Source organism: Streptomyces lincolnensis (assembly GCF_021173675.1).
Taxonomy (GTDB): Bacteria; Actinomycetota; Actinomycetes; order Streptomycetales; family Streptomycetaceae; genus Streptomyces; species Streptomyces lincolnensis_B.
Map to the genome: position 1 here is coordinate 716,296 of NZ_JAIHON010000001.1, position 17,810 is coordinate 734,105.

15 protein-coding genes are annotated in these 17,810 nt (G+C 70.8%); 12 read left to right on the forward strand and 3 right to left on the reverse strand.

What is annotated here, in order from left to right; genetic code table 11:
- Window positions 1–15: 15 nt before the first annotated feature.
- From K4B79_RS03120 to K4B79_RS03145, 6 genes are all read left to right on the forward strand, one after another.
- On the forward strand, window positions 16–813 hold the full coding sequence (locus K4B79_RS03120) for an SAM-dependent methyltransferase (protein ID WP_232024633.1): 798 nt from the start codon (window positions 16–18) through the stop codon (window positions 811–813).
- A 285-nt stretch (window positions 814–1,098) separates the two neighbouring features.
- Entirely contained in the window at window positions 1,099–2,112 is a 1,014-nt protein-coding gene (locus K4B79_RS03125) for a sugar ABC transporter substrate-binding protein (protein WP_232024634.1), read from the forward strand.
- Between the two features lie 129 nt (window positions 2,113–2,241).
- A complete protein-coding gene (locus tag K4B79_RS03130) occupies window positions 2,242–4,695 on the forward strand; it encodes a sensor histidine kinase (RefSeq protein ID WP_232024635.1) in 2,454 nt (817 codons plus the stop codon).
- 11 nt (window positions 4,696–4,706) lie between these two features.
- Complete coding sequence (locus tag K4B79_RS03135) at window positions 4,707–5,138, forward strand: roadblock/LC7 domain-containing protein (RefSeq protein WP_067441763.1); 432 nt, start codon at window positions 4,707–4,709, stop codon at window positions 5,136–5,138.
- Window position 5,139: 1 nt separating this feature from the next.
- Entirely contained in the window at window positions 5,140–5,499 is a 360-nt protein-coding gene (locus K4B79_RS03140; RefSeq protein WP_232024636.1) for a DUF742 domain-containing protein, read from the forward strand.
- Window positions 5,486–6,058, forward strand: coding sequence for a GTP-binding protein (locus K4B79_RS03145; RefSeq protein ID WP_232024637.1), 573 nt, complete (start codon window positions 5,486–5,488; stop codon window positions 6,056–6,058). The genes K4B79_RS03140 and K4B79_RS03145 overlap by 14 nt, the downstream gene beginning before the upstream one ends.
- 21 nt (window positions 6,059–6,079) lie before the next feature.
- On the opposite strand, the gene K4B79_RS03150 is transcribed toward K4B79_RS03145, so the two are convergent.
- Entirely contained in the window at window positions 6,080–7,579 is a 1,500-nt protein-coding gene (locus K4B79_RS03150) for a M81 family metallopeptidase (protein ID WP_232024638.1), read from the reverse strand.
- Between the two features lie 67 nt (window positions 7,580–7,646).
- Window positions 7,647–8,825 (reverse strand): ROK family transcriptional regulator, encoded by a 1,179-nt coding sequence (locus K4B79_RS03155; protein WP_232024639.1) that lies wholly within the window; start codon window positions 8,823–8,825, stop codon window positions 7,647–7,649.
- Window positions 8,826–9,001: 176 nt separating this feature from the next.
- Here K4B79_RS03155 and K4B79_RS03160 point away from each other — a divergent pair, with 176 nt between their 5' ends.
- From K4B79_RS03160 to K4B79_RS03185, 6 genes are all read left to right on the forward strand, one after another.
- Window positions 9,002–10,744, forward strand: a complete 1,743-nt coding sequence (locus tag K4B79_RS03160) for a peptide ABC transporter substrate-binding protein (RefSeq protein WP_232024640.1) — start codon at window positions 9,002–9,004, stop codon at window positions 10,742–10,744.
- Window positions 10,744–11,703, forward strand: a complete 960-nt coding sequence (locus tag K4B79_RS03165; RefSeq protein WP_232024755.1) for an ABC transporter permease — start codon at window positions 10,744–10,746, stop codon at window positions 11,701–11,703. Before K4B79_RS03160 ends, K4B79_RS03165 begins: the two co-directional genes overlap by 1 nt.
- Window positions 11,700–12,608 carry an ABC transporter permease gene (locus K4B79_RS03170; RefSeq protein WP_232024641.1) on the forward strand — a complete coding sequence of 303 codons (909 nt, stop codon included), beginning with the start codon at window positions 11,700–11,702 and terminating at the stop codon, window positions 12,606–12,608. The genes K4B79_RS03165 and K4B79_RS03170 overlap by 4 nt, the downstream gene beginning before the upstream one ends.
- Window positions 12,605–14,290: a dipeptide ABC transporter ATP-binding protein gene (locus K4B79_RS03175; RefSeq protein WP_232024642.1), complete on the forward strand. Its 1,686-nt coding sequence runs from the start codon at window positions 12,605–12,607 to the stop codon at window positions 14,288–14,290. Before K4B79_RS03170 ends, K4B79_RS03175 begins: the two co-directional genes overlap by 4 nt.
- Window positions 14,291–14,295: 5 nt before the next feature.
- The gene (locus K4B79_RS03180; protein ID WP_232024756.1) at window positions 14,296–15,210 is read left to right on the forward strand and encodes an ROK family protein; all 915 of its coding nucleotides are present in this window, start codon (window positions 14,296–14,298) and stop codon (window positions 15,208–15,210) included.
- Window positions 15,211–15,340: 130 nt separating this feature from the next.
- A complete protein-coding gene (locus K4B79_RS03185; protein WP_232024643.1) occupies window positions 15,341–16,720 on the forward strand; it encodes a glycoside hydrolase family 43 protein in 1,380 nt (459 codons plus the stop codon).
- A gap of 68 nt (window positions 16,721–16,788) precedes the next feature.
- Here K4B79_RS03185 and K4B79_RS03190 read toward each other — a convergent pair whose 3' ends face one another.
- Window positions 16,789–17,745 (reverse strand): ABC transporter substrate-binding protein, encoded by a 957-nt coding sequence (locus K4B79_RS03190; protein WP_232024644.1) that lies wholly within the window; start codon window positions 17,743–17,745, stop codon window positions 16,789–16,791.
- Window positions 17,746–17,810 lie beyond the last annotated feature (65 nt).

Below are 17,810 nucleotides of genomic sequence, written 5' to 3' on the forward strand. Positions count from 1 at the left end.
TGGGAGGGGAGGTGCATGGACGAAGACATCGACACCGGCAGCGCGCACTCGGCGCGGATCTACGACTACATCATCGGCGGCAGGGACCACTACCCGGCGGACCGGGAGGCGGGGGACGCCATGTGCCGGGAGTGGCCCGCGCTGCCGGTGCACATGCGGGCCAACCGGGACTTCATGAACCGGGCGGTGCGGTATCTGGCGGCGGAGGCGGGGATACGCCAGTTCCTCGACGTCGGCACCGGTATCCCGACCTCGCCGAACATCCACGAGATCGCCCGGTCGGTGTCGCCCGACGCGCGGGTGGTGTACGTCGACAACGACCCGCTGGTCCTGCGCCTGGCCGAGGGGCTGCTCGACGGCTCGCCCGCGGGCCGGACGGCGTGCATCGAGGCGGACATGCGCGATCCGGCGGGCATTCTGGCCGCCCCGGAGCTGCGGGCGACCCTCGATCCGTCCCGGCCGGTCGCGCTGACCGTGATCGCGATCGTGCACTTCATGACGGACGAGGACGACGCGGTGGGCATCGTGCGCCGCCTGCTCGATCCGCTGCCCTCCGGCAGTCACCTCGCGATGTCCATCGGTACGGCCGAGTTCGCGCCCGACGAGGTGGGACGGGTGGCCCGCGAGTACGCTGCGCGGGGCATGCCGATGCGGCTGCGCACCTTCGCCGAGGCCGAGGAGTTCTTCGCCGGTCTCGATCTCGTCGCTCCGGGCATCGTCCAGGTCCACAAGTGGCGTCCGGACGGCACGGGCACGGAGGTGATCCGGGACGAGGACATCGCGATGTACGGGGTGGTGGCCCGCAAGCCGTAGAAAAGGCGGGGGCAGGAAGGCCGGGTGCCGGGGACGGTGTCGGGCCTGGTCCGTACCTCGCCACCCCGCTACCACCACCATCGGCCCCTCTTCACGATCCTTCCGAGGGAAGATCATTACGATGCGGCACCGACAACTCAGTGCGAGCGGTCGATCACTTGACTACCGGCGGTCACACGCGGTTGGCTCCAGGCCAGTGAAAGTTGAACGGTCGGCGCAGGACCTCCGCATCGGCCCCGCTTTCGCGTTCCTCTTGCTCGGCAGCACAGCGAGGTGCCGTACTTCATGAACACGTCCTCCCCACCTCGGGCATCCTCCGGATCCATCCGCGTCGCGGTCCTGGCCGGAGCGCTCTGCCTGCTCCTCGCGGGCTGCTCCGGATCCGGGGACGCACGGCTCGACGCCGACACCGACGCCGCGGCCGGCGCGAGCGGCGGCTCGATGCGGGTCGCGCTGATCACCCACGGCGGCAAGGGCGACGCCTTCTGGGACCTGGTGCAGAAGGGCGCCCGCGCGGCGGCCGCCAAGGACGGCATCGACCTGACGTACGTCAGCGACTCCGACTCGGTCCGGCAGGCCCAGCTGGTCCAGGACGCGGTCCGGGACAAGGTCGACGGCATCGCGGTGACCCTGGCCAAGCCGCAGGCGATGAAGGGGCCGGTGGCCGAGGCCAGGGCGGCGGGCATTCCGGTGGTGGGGCTCAACTCCGGCATCGACGCCTGGAAGTCCGCCGGGCTCCTGGAGTACTTCGGGCAGGACGAGAGCCTCGCCGGCCGGGCCGTCGGCGACAAGCTCGACGAGATCCGGGCCAAGCACGCCCTGTGCGTCATCCACGAGCGGGGCAACGTCGCCCTGGAGGCGCGCTGCGCCGGCGTGAAGAAGACCTTCGCCGGCCAGACCGAGAACCTCTACGTCGAGGGGACCGACCCGAGCGCGGTCCAGGCCGCCGTCACCGCGCAGCTGCGGCAGGACCCCACGATCGACGAGGTCGTCACGCTGGGCGCCCAGTTCGCGCTCACCGCGGTCAAGTCGGTGCAGGCCGCGGGCAGCAGGGCCAAGGTCGCCACCTTCGACCTCGACAAGGACCTGGTTCGGGCCGTCGAGAACGGGCAGGTGCAGTTCGCCGTGGACCAGCAGCCGTACCTCCAGGGCTACCTCGCCGTGGACGCGCTGTGGCTGTACCGGACCAACGGCAATGTCAGCGGAGGCGGCGTGGCCCCCGTCCTGACGGGTCCCGCGTTCGTCACCCGCACGAACGTCGCCTCGGTCGCGAAGTTCGCCGCCGCCGGAACCCGGTGACCGGCATCCGGCCCGCCGCTGCCGGGCGCCCCCTCCCGCTCCCGCCCTCACCCCGGCTCGCCCTCTCCCCTCTCCCTCCCGCTCCCCACTCCCCCTCCCCGCTTCCTCGCTGATCGCCCAAGGACGACCATGTCTGCACGGACAGGTGCCCGGCGCCGCCTCGGCTCCATACGTCTCTCCCTCATCCTCCTGGCGCTGGTCCCGAGCGTCACCCTGGCCGCCCTGTGGGGGCTGACGACGACCCAGATGTTCTCCGAGGGCCTTCACCTGCGCTCGCAGACGGAGCTGAGCCGGTCGACCGGCGCGATGGGCACGGAGGCCACGCTCGCGCTCCAGCTGGAGCGCGGCGCGTCGGCGTCCTGGCTGGCCAAGGAGCCCGGTTCCCGGGCCGAACTGGACAAGGCGCGCAAGACCACCGACACCGCCGTCGCCAAGCTGGTGGGCCGATCCGAGGAGATCCGGCAGGCTCCCGCCCGGATCGCGGACCGGCTGTACTCGGTGGTCGGCTCGGTGAGCAGCCTGGAGTACTACCGGGGGCAGGTGGACAACCCCACCGACATCACCGCCGCGCAGGCCCTCGACCAGTACACCTCGATCATCGACGACCAGATCCACGCCTTCCAGGAGCTCTCCCAGGTCGACGACGGCGACCTCACCTCGCAGGCCGGTCCGCTGGTCGCGCTGGAGCACGGGGCGGAACTGGTCTCCCAGGAGAGCGCGCGTCTGACGCTGGCCTGGCCGTCCGGGCGGCTGGCCGAGAAGGACTGGACCGAGTTCGCCCAGCTGGTGAGCACCCGCCGCTGGATCGTCGAGGACCAGGTCGTCCCCTCGCTGCGCGGCGACGCCAAGACGCAGACCGAGCGGATCCTCCAGGGCGCGGACTGGCAGGCCCTCCAGGACGTCGAGGACCAGGTGCTGGCGGCCCGCCCCGACGCGTCGGGCCAGGTGGTCCTGCCGGACGTGAAGAAGCGGTGGGACACCGCCCTGGACCGGGTCGCCGACCAGTACTCGGCGCTGATCCAGCGGCAGACCTCGGCGCTGCTCACCCGCAGCGCCGACAAGGCCGACGAACTGCTGCTGACGGCCGGTTCCCTGAGCGTCGGCGGACTGGTCGCCCTGCTGCTGTGCATCGGCATGTCCTGGCGGATCACCCGCTCGCTGTCCCGGCGGCTGGGCGGTCTGAAGCGGGCCACGCTGAGCCTCGCCGAGGAGCGGCTGCCGGACGTGGTCCGCCGACTGGACCGGGGCGAGGCGGTCGACGTGGACCTGGCGGCGCCGCCGCTGGACTACGGCTCGGACGAACTCGGCCAGGTGGCGCAGGCGTTCAACACCGCGCAGCGCACCGCGGTGGTGACCACCGTGGAACTGGCCGACACCCGGCGCGGGTTCCAGAAGGTGATCCTCGGCATCGCCCGGCAGAGCCAGAACCTGGTCAACCGCCAGCTGAGCCTGCTGGACGCGCTGGAGCGCGAGCACCAGGATCCCGACGTCCTCAAGGGCCTGTACGAACTGGACTCCACGGCCAGCCAGTTGCGCCGCTACGAGGAGAACCTGGTCATCATCAGCGGCGAGCAGCCGCGCCGCAGCTGGACCGAGCCGGTCGCGCTGATCGACATCCTGCGCAGCGCGGTCGGGGAGGTCGCCGAGTACCAGCGGGTGGAGGTGCACACCGAGGAGGAGGTGTGCCTGGCCCCGCCGGCCGTCGCGGACGTGATCCATCTGCTGGCCGAGCTCATCGACAACGCCACCGCCTACTCCCCCGCGCCCAGCCCGGTCGGGGTGCGGGCCGCGATGGTGGCCAAGGGCCTGGCCGTCGAGGTCGAGGACCGGGGCCTGGGCATGTCCGAGGAGGACTACGCCGCGTTCAACGAGCAGTTGGCCGAGCCGCCGAAGTTCGACGTGGTGGCGCTCGCCGACGATCTGCGGCTCGGCATGTTCGTGATCGCCCGGCTCGCCGCCCGGCACGGCATCACGGTGACGCTGCGCTCCTCGCCGTACGGCGGCACCACGGCGATCGTGCTGATCCCGCACGACATCGTGGTGCCCGAGCCCTTCCCCGCGGACGCGGAGGACGGCGACCGGACCGAACAGGGCGCACGGACCGAGCAGGCCGCACGGCCCGCACAGACCGCACAGCCCGAGGACGAGGTCACCGGCAGGGACACCGGGGACAGGGGCGGCAGCGTGCACCGGGAGCCGGTGTCGGCCCGTACCGCCCGGCCCCTGCTCACCGCGCGGACGGCGGCCGTCGCGCCCGCGCCCGAGCCCAGACCCGCCCCCGCCGTCGTCCCCCGCACCGACGGGCTGACCCCGCTGCCCAGACGGGTGCCGCAGACCAGTCTGGCCGCCGAACTCCGCGAGGAGGCCGCGACCACCGAGGAGCAGGAGCTCGACGACGACTTCACCGCGGAGCACGCCGCCTCCTCGCTCGCCGGGTTCCAGAGCGGAACGCTCCGGGCCCGGGACGAGGACGAGGCGGTGCGGGACGATTCTGAAGAACCGTCCCTGCCGGAGCCCGTCGGTTCCCGTGCCCCCTCCGCCGGCCCGGCCGCCCCCCAGCCCGACCCGACCGACCGCTCATGAAGGACACCGCAATGACACGCCCCACCCCCGCCACGAACACCCAGCTGGACCAGTTGCTCACCGGTCTCGTGGACCGGGTCGCCGACGTGAACCACGCCGTGGTGCTCTCCGAGGACGGGTTGGTCGTCAGCCGGTCCACCGGGTTCGTGCGCGACGACGCCGAGCGGCTGGCGGCGACCGCGTCCGGGCTGATGAGCCTGAGCAAGGGCGTCAGCATGGACTTCCGCGGCGGCCCGGTCCGCCAGGCGCTGATCGAGATGGCCAACAGCTTCCTGATCCTCACCTCCGCGGGCCCCGGCGCCCACCTGGTCGTCCTGACCGGTCCGAACGCGGACGTGGGCGTGGTGGCGTACCAGATGAACATGCTGGTGAAGAAGATCGGCGAGCACCTGAGCGCGGCGCCGCGGGCGCACGTCGGACCGTCGACCGCCGCCGGCGAGTGAGATGAGCGGAAGCGACGCGGCGGGCCGGCTGGTGCGGCCCTTCGCCCTGACCGGCGGACGGACCCGGCCCAGCCGCGCCGACTTCACCCTCATCACGACGGTGACCGCGGTGGATCCGCCGCCGGAACGGGCGCCCAGACCCCAGCCGGAGCAGACCCGCATCCTGCGCCGGTGCGCGCGGCCGGTGGCCGTGGCGGAGCTCGCCGCCGTGCTGGACCTGCCGGTGAGCGTGATCGTCATCATGCTGTGCGATCTGCTGGAGGCCGGTCTGATCACGGCCCATCCGCCGCATCCCGTCTCGCCCCGCACCCCGAACCTGGACCTGCTTCAGAAAGTGAGGGACGGCCTTGGCCGGCTCTGACACCGCCGTTCCGGCGGCACCCGACACCGTGAAGATCCTGATCGCCGGGGGCTTCGGCGTGGGCAAGACCACCATGGTCGGCTCGGTCAGCGAGATCGCCCCGCTGCGCACGGAGGAGTCGCTGACCTCGGCGGGTCTGGGCATCGACGATCTCGACGGCATCGAGGACAAGAAGGCCACGACCGTGGCCCTGGACTTCGGCCGGATCACCATCAGCGACGAGCTGGTGCTGTATCTGTTCGGCACCCCGGGTCAGCAGCGGTTCTGGTTCATGTGGAACGACCTGGCCATCGGCGCCCTGGGCGCGGTGGTGCTGATCGACGTCCGCCGACCGGAGGCGAGCTTCGCCGCCGTCGACTTCTTCGAGCGGCGGGGCATCCCGTTCGTCGTCGGTGTCAACGGCTTCCACGGCAGGCATCCGTACCCGCCCGAGGACATCCGGGAGGCCTTCGCGCTGCCGGCGCACGTCCCGGTGCTGCTGTGCGACGCGCGCGAGCGCGGCTCGTGCCGGGACGTGCTGATCGCCCTGATCGACCAGGTGATAGCGGCGGCGGCCTGAACCGCCGGTCGCGTCGGGCGGTTACTCGTCCGGCCCGGTCAGTGGCGTGTCCGAGGGCGCGATGATCCGGGCCGTGAGGTCGGGGACGGGCATCTCCGGGTCGAAGGGGAACAGCGGCCTGCTCAGGCGGTGATGGCCGAGCCGGGTCAGGTCCTGGTCGACGCCGCCCGGCGTGAGCGCCATCTTCCAGTCGGCGGCCATGGCGAACAGCTCGGGCTCCAGGTAGCCGATCTTCACGATGACGACATCGGCCGACCGGGGGTCCAACTCCAGGTCGGTGAAGTCGTGTTCGTGGTGGTACGGCTTGCGCAGCCGCGTCAGGACCACCTGGACGCTGCCCACCGTGAGCACCACCTCGGTCTCCGCGTCCCGGTCGCCGTGCCGAATGGCGTGCACCACACCGGTCAAGGTGAGCGGTCCGGAGTGCCGGTCGTCGACCTCGGCGCCCGCGGTGACGGTGACGGTCGCGCCGACGCCCGCCCGCACGGCCGTGTCGACCGCGTCCGGGCCCGGGAGCGAGGCGTAGATGACGGTGGGACCGGTCGGGTCCTTGAACTCCGGGCGTTCCAGGATGTGTTGGAGTCCCCAGGTGACGTCCCCGGCGCCGCCCGCCGTCGGATTGTCGCCGGTGTCGCTGATGAAGTACGGGCGCGAGGGGGAGGCCAGGGCCGCGTCCAGGCACTCGTCCAGGGTGCCGGTCGGCGCGACGAACTCGAAGGCGTGGCGGGCCTTCCAGAAGCCGCGGGCCAGGCGTTCCGCCCCGGCGGTGACCGCCGTTTCGTCGTGTCCCGTGACGACGACCGCGGCCCGGTTGCGGGGTTCGTCCGCCCAGGCGTAGCCGACCCAGATCGCCGCGTCCGTCACGCCCTCGGCGGCCTCCACGTCCGCCACGGCGGCGTAGACGCTCTTCGCCGGTTCGATACGGGTGGAGGTCTGCTCGCCCGCCAGCAGTACGGGGACGGGGATCCATGCCTTGACCGGGCGGGGGGCGCCGCTCGTCAGGTGGTGCACGAGGTTGCGGGCGGCGCGTTCCTTGGTCTCCATGGCGTCCTCGTGCGGGGCCATGCGGTAGCAGGTGATCAGGTCGGTGCGGTGGACGAGGGCGCGGGAGACGTTGCCGTGCAGGTCCATGGAGGTCGACACGATCGTTTTGGGGCCGATGACTTCTCTGATGCGGTGCAGGAGGTCGGCCTCGGCGTCGTCCAGGTTCTCGACCGTCATCGCGCCGTGGATGTCGTACCAGAGGCCGTCTATGGGGCCCAAGTCCGTTAGGCGGGTGAGGAGTTCGTCGGTGAGGTCGGCGTAGGCGGATGCGGTGACTGTGCCGCCGGGGAGGGCCTTGCCTACGAGGGTGCCGTGCCAGTCCGCCTGTTCGCGCAGGGGTTTGCCCGGGGCGAGGAAGGGGTAGCGGGTCAGGACGTCGGCGCCGCGTTGGGGGTGGAAGGCGGGGGCGTCGGTACGGGCCGGGGAGAAGGTCGAGGATTCGATGCCGAGGCCTGCGATGGCGATCTTGGGGGGCATGGGGGGGGCTCCAGGTTGTGCGTTGTCTGCGGGCGTGTGGGGGTTGATCGCGCAGTTCCCCGCGCCCCTAGGTGGGTGATCGCACCCCTGCATTACCCGTGACCGCCTGCATCGCGTCCGCCAGGGCCCTTTGCAACGCGAACTGGCCCGCTCCCAGCAGCCCCGCGTCCGCACCCAACGACGTGCGTTCGATCACCAGGCGTTGGGTGACCAGGGGATGGCAGCCCTCGTACAGCTGGCTGCGGACCGCCGCGACGAAAGGTTCCAGGGTGGAGAGGATGCCGCCGAGGTAGACGGCGTCGGGGTTGAAGAAGTTGACGTTGGCGGCGAGGACCTGGCCGAGGTGGCGGCCGGCCTGGCGGACGGCGCGGGTGGCCTCGGGGTCGGCGTCGGTGGCGAGTCGTACGACGTCCTCGGTGGACGCCACGTCCAGGCCCCGTTCGCGCAGGGTCCGCACCAGGGCAGCCCCGGAGGCGACGGTCTCCAGGCAGCCGGTGTTGCCGCAGGAGCAGGGGATGGCGTGGCCGGCCTCGACGCGGGCGTGGGTGATCTCGCCCGCGGCACCGCTGCCGCCCCGGTAGAGCCGCCCGTCGGCGATGACGCCGGCGCCGATGCCGGAGCCCGCCTTCACCATGATCGCCTGGCGCTGCTCGGCGGGGCGGACGCTGTGCTCTCCCACGGCCATGCAGTTGGCGTCGTTCTCGATGGCCACCGGCACGCCGAACCGCTCCTGGAGCCAGTCCCGTACGGGGAATCTGTTCCAGCCGGGCATCCGCGCGGGCAGGGTGACCAGGCCGGATGCGACGTCGACCGGGCCGGGCAGGCACAGGCCGACGCCCCGGAGCAGGTTCCGGCCGTGCCGGTCGGCGAGAGCTTCGAGGGTCTCCACCAGTCCGGGCAGCGCGGCCTCCGGTCCGGCGGCGGTGGCGAACGGCACGGTGGAGACGTCGGTGAGCCCGCCGCCGGGGTGGACGACGCCCACATGGGCGTGCTTGCCGCCGAGTTCGGCCGCCACGGCGTATCCGTCGCTGCCGCCGAGCCGGAGCACCTTGCGCGGGCGTCCGCCGGTGGAGTTGCGGGTGCCCTCCTCGGCGACCAGCCCGTAGTCCACCAGCTTGCCCACGGCGAACGAGACCGTCGACGGGGCGGCGCCGAGCAGGTCGGCGAGCTCCGTACGGGTCGCCGCCTGCCCGGAGGCGAGCAGTTCGAGGATGCGCGCGGTCAGCGCGGAGCTTTTTTCAGGCATGGACGAAGTTACTTCCGTCGGCGGCTGTCGAGACAGCGAGCGTAGGCCCCGGAAGCCCCCTCACGGCTTTTTCCAGAACAGCAGTAACAGGCTTTTTACAGCTGCACGCCTGTTTCTTCGAACAGTCGGGGCGTTCACTGGCTCCCACCCCGCTTCTGTTCCTCCCGAGGAGAGCCATGTCCCCTGCCCGCACGAGACTTCTCACCGGTGCCGCCCTCGGCGTGGGCACGCTGCTGCTCGCTGCCTGCTCCGGGGCGAACGGCACGTCGTCGGCGTCCAAGGACACGATCAACTACGCGCTGCCCGCCAACTTCACGCCGAACTGGATCCTGCCGATCGGCACGGCGGCCCACCTGAACACCAACAACATCTCCATCGCCAACTCCCTGTGGGAGCCGCTGATCGCCTACGACGGCTCGACCGGGAAGATCGGCTGGAACAAGAAGGCGTCGATCGCCACGGCCGCCGACTTCGCCGCCGACAACAAGAGCGTGCGGATCACCCTGGGCGACCGGCACTGGAGCGACGGCAAGCCGATCACCTCGGCGGACGTGCGGTTCTGGTTCGACCTCATCAAGGCCAACAAGACCGCGTGGGCGGGCTACACACCGGGCAAGGCGCCGGACAACTGGACGTCCTTCAAGACCGAGGACGACCGCCACTTCACGATCACCTTCGACCGGGCGTACAACCCCCAGTGGATGCTGGCGAACGAGCTGAACTCGATCACGCCGCTGCCCCGGCACGCCTGGAACAAGGGCAGCGGTCCGAAGGAGGTGTGGACCTACCTCAACGACGCCGCCAAGAACATCTCCGGCTACGCCTCGAACCCGCTGTGGAAGGTCATCAGCGGCCCCTACGCGGTCAAGTCGTTCTCAACGGCGGGCAAGGTGGTCCTGACCGCCAACAAGAAGTACGACGGCGGTGAGAAGCCGGGCATCCCGACGGTGAACCTGCTGCCCTTCACCACGGCCGACGCCGAGAAGAACGCGCTGCGTTCCGGCAGCGTCGACTACGGCTACATCGAGGCGACCGACCTCGACCAGAAGGAGAGCTTCACCGCGCAGGGCTACCAGGTGAAGCCGTGGTCGGGCTGGGCGATCACCTACATGCCGTACAACTTCAACAACCCTTCCATGGGCGCCGTGTTCAAGCAGCTGTACGCCCGGCAGGCCGTCCAGCACTCGATCGACCAGCAGAGCCTGGCGAAGGTCGTCCTCAACGGGACGGCGGTGCCGGGCTACGGGCCGATCCCGCAGGGGCAGCCCTCGGACTTCCTCTCCCCGGTGCAGAAGGACAACCCGTACCCGTTCTCGACGGACACCGCCAGGTCTCTGCTGACCAGCCATGGCTGGACCGAGCAGGGCGGGGTCATGACCTGCTCCGAACCGGCGAAGTGCGGTGCCGGGATCGCCAAGGGCACGAAGTTCGAGATGGGGGTGCTCTCGCAGTCCGGGTCGACGGTGACGGACAACATGATGAGCGCGATCCAGTCCTCGCTCGCGAAGACCGGCATCAGGTTCTCCATCAAGACCGCGCCGGTCAACTCCGTGCTCTCGCAGACCCCGCAGTGCACCTCCGGCCAGTCGATCTGCAAGTGGCAGCTGAGTTTCTTCGGTACGGCGGGCAGCTGGTACTTCAACGCATTCCCGACCGGTGACTCGCTCTTCCAGACCGGTGGCGGTTCGAACTTCGGCGGTTACTCCAACCCGGCGGTGGACAAGCTCATCTCCGCCTCCACCACGTCGAGTTCGAACCAGGCCATCCAGGACTACAGCGCGGCCCTCGCCAAGGACCTGCCGGTGATCTGGCTGCCGGAGCCCGTCTACCAGGTCTCGGTCGTCAGGAACGGCCTCGGCGGCTTCTCCCAGGACTCGCTCGCCAACTTCCACCCGGCGCAGTGGAAGTGGACCGACTAGTGGAGACCCTTCTCTACCTCACCCGTCGGCTCCTCCAGGCCCTCGCCGTGATCCTCATCGTCACGATCGTGGTCTTCTGCCTGCTGCACGCGCTGCCCGGGGGTCCCGCGCGCGGGATCCTCGGCCCGCAGGCGACGGCCCAGCAGATCGCCGCGTTCAACCACGAGCAGGGGCTGGACCGTTCACTGCCCGTCCAGTACGTCTACTACCTGCGCGATCTGGTGCGGGGGGACCTGGGGACGTCCTACACACTGAACGAGGCGGTCTCCCGGCTCATCGAGCAACGCCTGCCGAAGACTTTGGTGTTGACGGTACTGTCCGCGCTCGTCGGGCTGCTGCTGGCGGTTCCGCTCGGCATGTGGCAGGCGGTGCGGCGGAACAAGCCGACGGACTACGTCATCACGACGTTGAGTTTCGTGGCGTATTCGACTCCGGTGTACTTCCTGGGGCTCGTCCTGGTGATGGTCTTCACGCAGAGTCTGCGGTGGTTTCCCTCGCAGGCGCCCCAAGGGGACACGCTGGCCCAGGTGTTCGCGGATCCGGCGGGGCTGGTGCTGCCCGTTGTGACGGGGGCCGCGTCGATGGTGGCCGTGTTCAGCCGGTACATGCGTGCCTCCACGCTGGAGAACCTGTCCGAGGACTATGTGCGGACCGCTCGGGCGGGGGGTGCGGGGCGGTACGCGGTGCTTTTCCGGCACGTGTTCCGGAACTCGCTGACTCCGGTGATCGCGATGCTCGGGTATTACGTGCCGGTGCTGTTCGGGGGTGCGTTGGTTGTTGAGCAGTTGTTCAACTATCCCGGTATGGGGCTGCTGTTCTGGTCGGCTGCGCAGTCGTCGGACTATCCGGTGTTGCTCGGGTGTGTGTTGGTGATCTCTGTCGCGACGGTGGTGGGGACGTTGCTTGCGGATGTTGTGCAGCGGGTTGTTGATCCTCGGGTGAAGGAGGGGCGGGTGTGAGCGGTCGTGTTGAAGCCGCGGGCCGGTGGGGGCTTGTCGCGCCCCGCGGCGGAGCCGCAAATGGACAGGGCCCCGCGCCCCTAGGTGCGCGCTTCGCGCGCAATCGGCTTGCTGTGGCCGGGCTGGTGGTCGTCGTCCTGTTCCTGCTCTTCTGCTTTGTCGGGCCCCTCGTCTACTCCACCGACCAGACCCATACCGATCTCACCCAGGTCAATCTGGCGCCCGGCGGGGCCCATTGGCTCGGTACCGATGCCGTCGGGCATGACCAGCTCGGGCGGCTGATGTACGGCGGGCAGGTGTCGCTGTTGGTGGGCCTCGCGGCCGGGGTGCTGGCGACGGTGATCGGGACGTTGTGGGGTGCGGTCGCCGGGTATGCCGGTGGCTGGGTGGACGCGGTGATGATGCGGGTGGTGGACGCGGGGATCGCGATTCCGGCGCTGTTCATCCTGCTCGTCGTCTCGGCGATCACCAGTCCGGGGACGCCGGGTCTGATCCTGATCCTGGGGCTGGTGTCGTGGCTGGTGCCGTCCCGGCTGGTCCGGGCGGAGACGCTGACGCTCAAGAACCGGGACTACGTGCTGACGCTGCGGGCCACCGGCGGTACGCACGGGCGGGCGATCCGGCGGCACATCCTGCCCAACTCGGTGTCGACGATCGTCGTCGCGGCCACCTTCCAGGTCGCCGACGCGATCCTGCTCGTGGCGTACGTGTCGTATCTGGGCCTGGGGGTCCAGCCGCCGGCGACCGACTGGGGCGGCATGCTGTCGGCCGGTCTGACGGCCGCGTACTCCGGGCGCTGGTGGCTGATCGTGCCACCGGGTCTCGCGATCATCCTCGTCGTGTGCGCGTTCAACGCGATCGGCGACGGGCTGCGGGACGCCTTCGACGTGAGGGGACGCTCATGAACGACATCCTGGAGATCGACGGCCTGGGCGTGACCTTCTCGACGGAGACCGGTGACGTGCCGGCCGTGCGGGACGTGTCGCTGCGGGTCCGGCCCGGCGAGACGCTCGCCCTGGTCGGCGAGTCCGGGTCGGGCAAGTCGACGGTGGCGCTCGCCGCGATGGGGCTGCTGCCGGGCACTGCGCGAACCTCGGGGCGTGTCGAGGTCGACGGCACGGACGTGGTGGGCGCCTCGGAGGCCGAACTGGCCCGGTTGCGGGGACGTACGGCGTCGATGGTGTTCCAGGAACCGGCCACCGCGCTGGATCCGCTGACCCGGGTCGGCGCGCAGATCGCCGAGGTGGTGCGCAATCACCGTGCCGTCTCCCGGTCCGAGGCCGCCCGTGAGGCGGTGGAGCTGCTACGCCGGGTCGGTATCCCGGAGCCGGAGCGGCGGGCCTCGGCCTTTCCCTTCCAGCTGTCCGGCGGGCAGCGGCAGCGGGTCGTCATCGCCATGGCGATCGCCAACTCCCCCGGTCTGCTCATCGCGGACGAGCCGACGACCGCGCTCGACGTCACCGTCCAGGCCGAGATCCTGGACCTGCTGCGGCGGTTGGCGGCCGACTCGGGCACCGGCGTGCTGCTGGTCACCCACAACATGGGCGTGGTCGCGGACTTCGCGGACCGGGTGGCCGTGATGCTGCGGGGCGAGGTCGTGGAGACGGGGCCGGTGGAGGAGGTGCTGCTGCGGCCCACGCACGCGTACACGCGCAAGCTGCTGGCGGCGGTGCCGCGGCTGCGGTTCGACGGCGAGGGCGACACACCCGCCCCGGACGCACCCGCCCCGGCTGCTCCCGCACCGGACGCTCGCTCCGCGGACGCGGACGTCCCCGTGGTGCGGCTGCGGGACGTCTCCGTGCGGTTCGGGCGCGGTATCCGTGCCGTACAGGCCCTCGACGGGGTGTCCCTCGACGTCCTGCCGGGCGAGACCGTCGGGCTGGTGGGCGAGTCCGGGTCGGGCAAGTCCACGGCGGCCCGGGTCGCGCTAGGGCTGGTCGCGCCGGCCGCCGGGTCGGTGTCGCTGTTCGGCACCGAGCTGGGGCGGACGCGGGGCCGGGCGCGGCGGGCCCTGCTGTCCGGGGTGGGGGTGGTGCTCCAGGATCCGGTGGCCTCGCTGGACGCGCGGATGAGCGTGGCGGAGTGCGTGGCCGAGCCGCTGCGGACGCACCGGCGGGGCATGTCGGCCGCCGAGCGGCGGGAACGGGTCGGTGAGGCCCTCGAACTGGTGCGGCTGCCACGGGAGTTGGCGGGCCGGGGGCCGCGTGAGCTGTCGGGCGGTCAGCGGCAGCGGGTGAGTCTGGCGCGGGCGCTGGTGCTGCGGCCCCGGCTGCTGGTCGCGGACGAGCCGACCAGCGCGCTCGACGTGAGCGTGCAGCGGACGGTCCTGGAGGTGATCGCCGAGCTGCAACGCGAGCTGGGGTTCGCCTGCCTGTTCGTGTCGCACGATCTGGCCGTGGTGCAGGAGTTCGCCCGGCGGGTCGTCGTCCTGCGGGCGGGCCGGATCGAGGAACAGGGGCCGGTCATGTCCACCCTGCTGCGGCCGGAGAAGGAGTACACGCGCCGGCTGATCGCCGCCGTGCCGGTACCGGATCCGGTGGTGCAACGGCGTCGGCGCGCGGCGCGGCGGACGGGGGCCGCCACGTGACGTGCATGGTCGCGGGTGTCGACATCGGCGGCACCAAGACCCGGGTGACCCTGTGCGCGCCGGACCTGACAGTCGTCGACCGCCTGGAGGTGCCGACCCCGGCGGCCGCGGGCGGGGCGGCGATGGTCGGGGCCGCCCTGGACGCCGTACGGCATCTGCTGGGCCGTACGGATGCGCGGTTGCTCGGGGTCGGGGTCGGGGCGGCGGGGGTGGTGGACGCGCGGACCGGGCGGATCCTGGTGGCCAGCGACTCCTTCCGCGGCTGGGCCGGGTTCGGGGTGACGGCGGCCGTCGAGGCGGCGCTCGGTGTGCCGGCCTTCCTGGACAACGACGTCAACGCGTTCCTGCGCGGCGAGGCGGCGGCCGGTGCGGTGGCGGGCGAGCGGCAGGTGCTCGGGATGACGCTCGGCACCGGGGTCGGCGGGGCGCTGTGGCTGGACGGCGCGCTGTACGACGGTCCGCACGGGGCGGCGGGCGAGATCGGGCACGTCCCGGGCTTCGGCGCGCTGCCGTGCACCTGTGGCGGCCGGGGGCATCTGGAGACCCTGGCCTCCGGGCGGGCGATCGCCGGCCGGTACGGGGAGCGCACCGGGCGGGAGCTGAGCGCGCGGGAGGTGGCCGACGCGGCGGCGGCCGGTGATCCGGACGCACTCGCCGTGTACGAGGACGCGGGAGCGGCGGTGGCCCGCGCCATCCTGGTCACGGCGGGTCTGCTGGACGTCACCACCGTGGTGATCGGCGGCGGTGTCAGCCGGGCCTGGGCGCTTCTCGGGCCGTCGGTGGAGCGGGCGCTGACCGCCGAACCGCCCGTCAGCGGACATCCGGTGCGGGTGCTGCCCGCCCGGCTCGGCGGGGACGCGGTGGCGGTGGGGGCGGCGGCGCGGGCGCGGGCGGAACTCGCGGAAATCTGTGAAGCGTGACGGGAGCATTGACGCGTACGCGTCGCGCCTCTACCTTCTGGTCGCTCCCTCGAACTCTGTTCGATATTTCGACCTGTCGGCGGTAGGCCCGCCCTCCCGGTCGGCAGGCCCGCACCCCCCTGGAGAGCCCATGCCCCGCCCCACCCGCAGACAGTTCCTCGGCATGACCGCCACCGTGCCGCTGGCCGCCACCGGCGCCCTGACCCTGGGCGCCGGGACCGCCCACGCCGCCGACTCGGCGTACGTCATGGGGTACTTCACCGAGTCCCCGGACATGCTGGCCGCGAACTACGGCCTGCACCTGGCCGTCAGCACCGACGGGCTGAACTGGACGCCCCTCAACCAGAACAACCCCGTCGTCACCCCGACCGCCGGGGCCGGAGGGCTGCGCGACCCGTTCATCCTGCGCAAGCAGAACGGCACGTTCGTGGTGCTGGCCACCGACCTCAAGGGCACCGACTGGACCTACAACAGCCAGTACATCCACGTCTGGGACTCCACCGACCTGCGGACCTTCACCGGCTACCGGCGACTGAAGCTGCACGACATGGTCACCCACAGCTGGGCGCCGGAGGCCTACTGGGACGCGGGCCGCGGCCAGTACGGGGTGATCTACTCGTCCGTGAACAGCAGCGGCCACAACGTCATCATGGTGAACTACACCAGCGACTTCGTGACCGCGAGCGCCCCTCAGGTCTTCTTCGACCCGGGCTACGACGTCATCGACGGCGATCTGGCGATCGGTGTGAACGGCGTCAACTACCTCTACTACAAGCGGAACTCGACCCTGGTCGGCGCCCGCTCCAGTTCACTGGACCCGGGCAGCTTCACGCCCTTCAGCACCCCGGTCTCGCACGGCGGCACCGAGGCGCCGACGCTGGTGAAGTCCCTGACGTCCAGCGGCACTTGGTATCTCTGGGGAGACACCTGGAGCCCCAACGGCGTCTTCTACGCCTGGCAGTCGAACGACCTGGCCGCCGGCACCTGGACGGCCCTGGACCAGAAGACCTACACCCAGCCGCTGAACTCCAAGCACCTCACGATCCACCCGATCACCACGACCGAGTACACCAACCTGCTCGCCAAGTGGGGCACGCCCACCTGGAACCGGCTGAAGTCCTACAACTACCCGGCGCGTTACGTCCGGCACGCGAACTACGTGGGCCGGATCGACGCGTACGCCTTCGACCCGTACACCGACTCCCTGTGGAAACCGGTCCCGGGTCTCGCGGACAGCACGGGCGTCTCCTTCCAGTCGGTCAGCCACCCGACCCGCTATCTGCGGCACTACGACTACGAGATGCGGCTGGACGTCAACGACGGCACGTCGACGTTCGCCGGGGACGCGACCTTCTACCGCACGGCCGGGCTGGCCGACTCCTCCTGGTCGTCGTTCCGGTCGTACAACAATCCGACCCGGTACCTCCGGCACGCGGACTACGTCCTGCGGATCGACCCCGTCTCCACCGCCACGGAGCGGCAGGACGCGACCTTCCGGGTCGGTTACTGAGGCCGTCGGACCGGCGCGGGTGCTCCCCGTGGGGGAAGCACCCGCGCCGATACGTCAGAGGTCGGGTGTCAGTCCAGGCCGTTGGTCTTCAGCCAGGCCTTGGCGACGTCGAGCGGGTCCTTGTTCTCCAGCTGGACCTGGACGTCCATGTCCAGCAGCGTCTTGGTGTCCAGCTTGGCCGAGACCGCGTTGAGGGCGGCGACGCCCTCCTTGGAGAGGCCGGACTTGTAGACGAGCGGGGTCACGTTCGCGAAGCCGAAGAGGTTCTTCGGGTCCTTCAGGACGACGAAGTTCTCCTTGGAGATGGTCGGGTCCGTGGTGAAGATGTCCGCCGCCTGCACGGTGTTCTTCGCCAGCGCCGCCTGGGTCAGCGGGCCGCCCGCGTCGAGGGCCTTGAACGACTTGAACTCCAGGCCGTACTCGGACTTCAGGCCCAGCAGGCCCTGGTGCCGGGTCTGGAACTCCGGCGAGCCGCCGATGACCATCTCCGGCGCGATGTCCTTGAGGTCGTCGAGCGTGGACTCGGCGGTCAGGCTGTACTTCTTGGCCGTCTCCGCGTTGATGCTGACGGAGTCCTTGTCCTCGGCCGGCGCCGACTCCAGCAGCGTCAGCTTGGAGTCCAGCTTGGCCTTCGCGGCCGCGTTGACGGCCGCCACGGAGGCCTGCTCGGCCTTGGGGTCGAGGTAGGACAGCAGCGAGCCGTTGTACTCCGGCAGGACCGTCACGGAGCCGTTCTTCAGCAGGCCGTAGGTGGTCTCGCGGCTGCCGATGTTCAGCTTGTACTCGACCTTGATCCCCTTGGCCTTGAGGGCCTCGCCGTAGATGTCGGCGAGCAGGGTGGACTCGGGGAAGTTGTTGCCGCCGACGACGACGGTGCCGCCCTCGGCCTTGTCCCCGGCGAGGGGGTCGGAGGTGTCGTCGGAGGAGCCACAACCCGCCAGCAGGGCCGCGGCCGCGGCGAGCGCGACGGCGGCCACGACGGGATGGTTCCTGAAGGACCTGCTGTGTGCGGCGGTAGAAGTCACGATTTCCGTTCCGGACTCGGGATGTTGCGCGGAAGCTCTTGCACTGATCCAATCCAGCCGGTTCT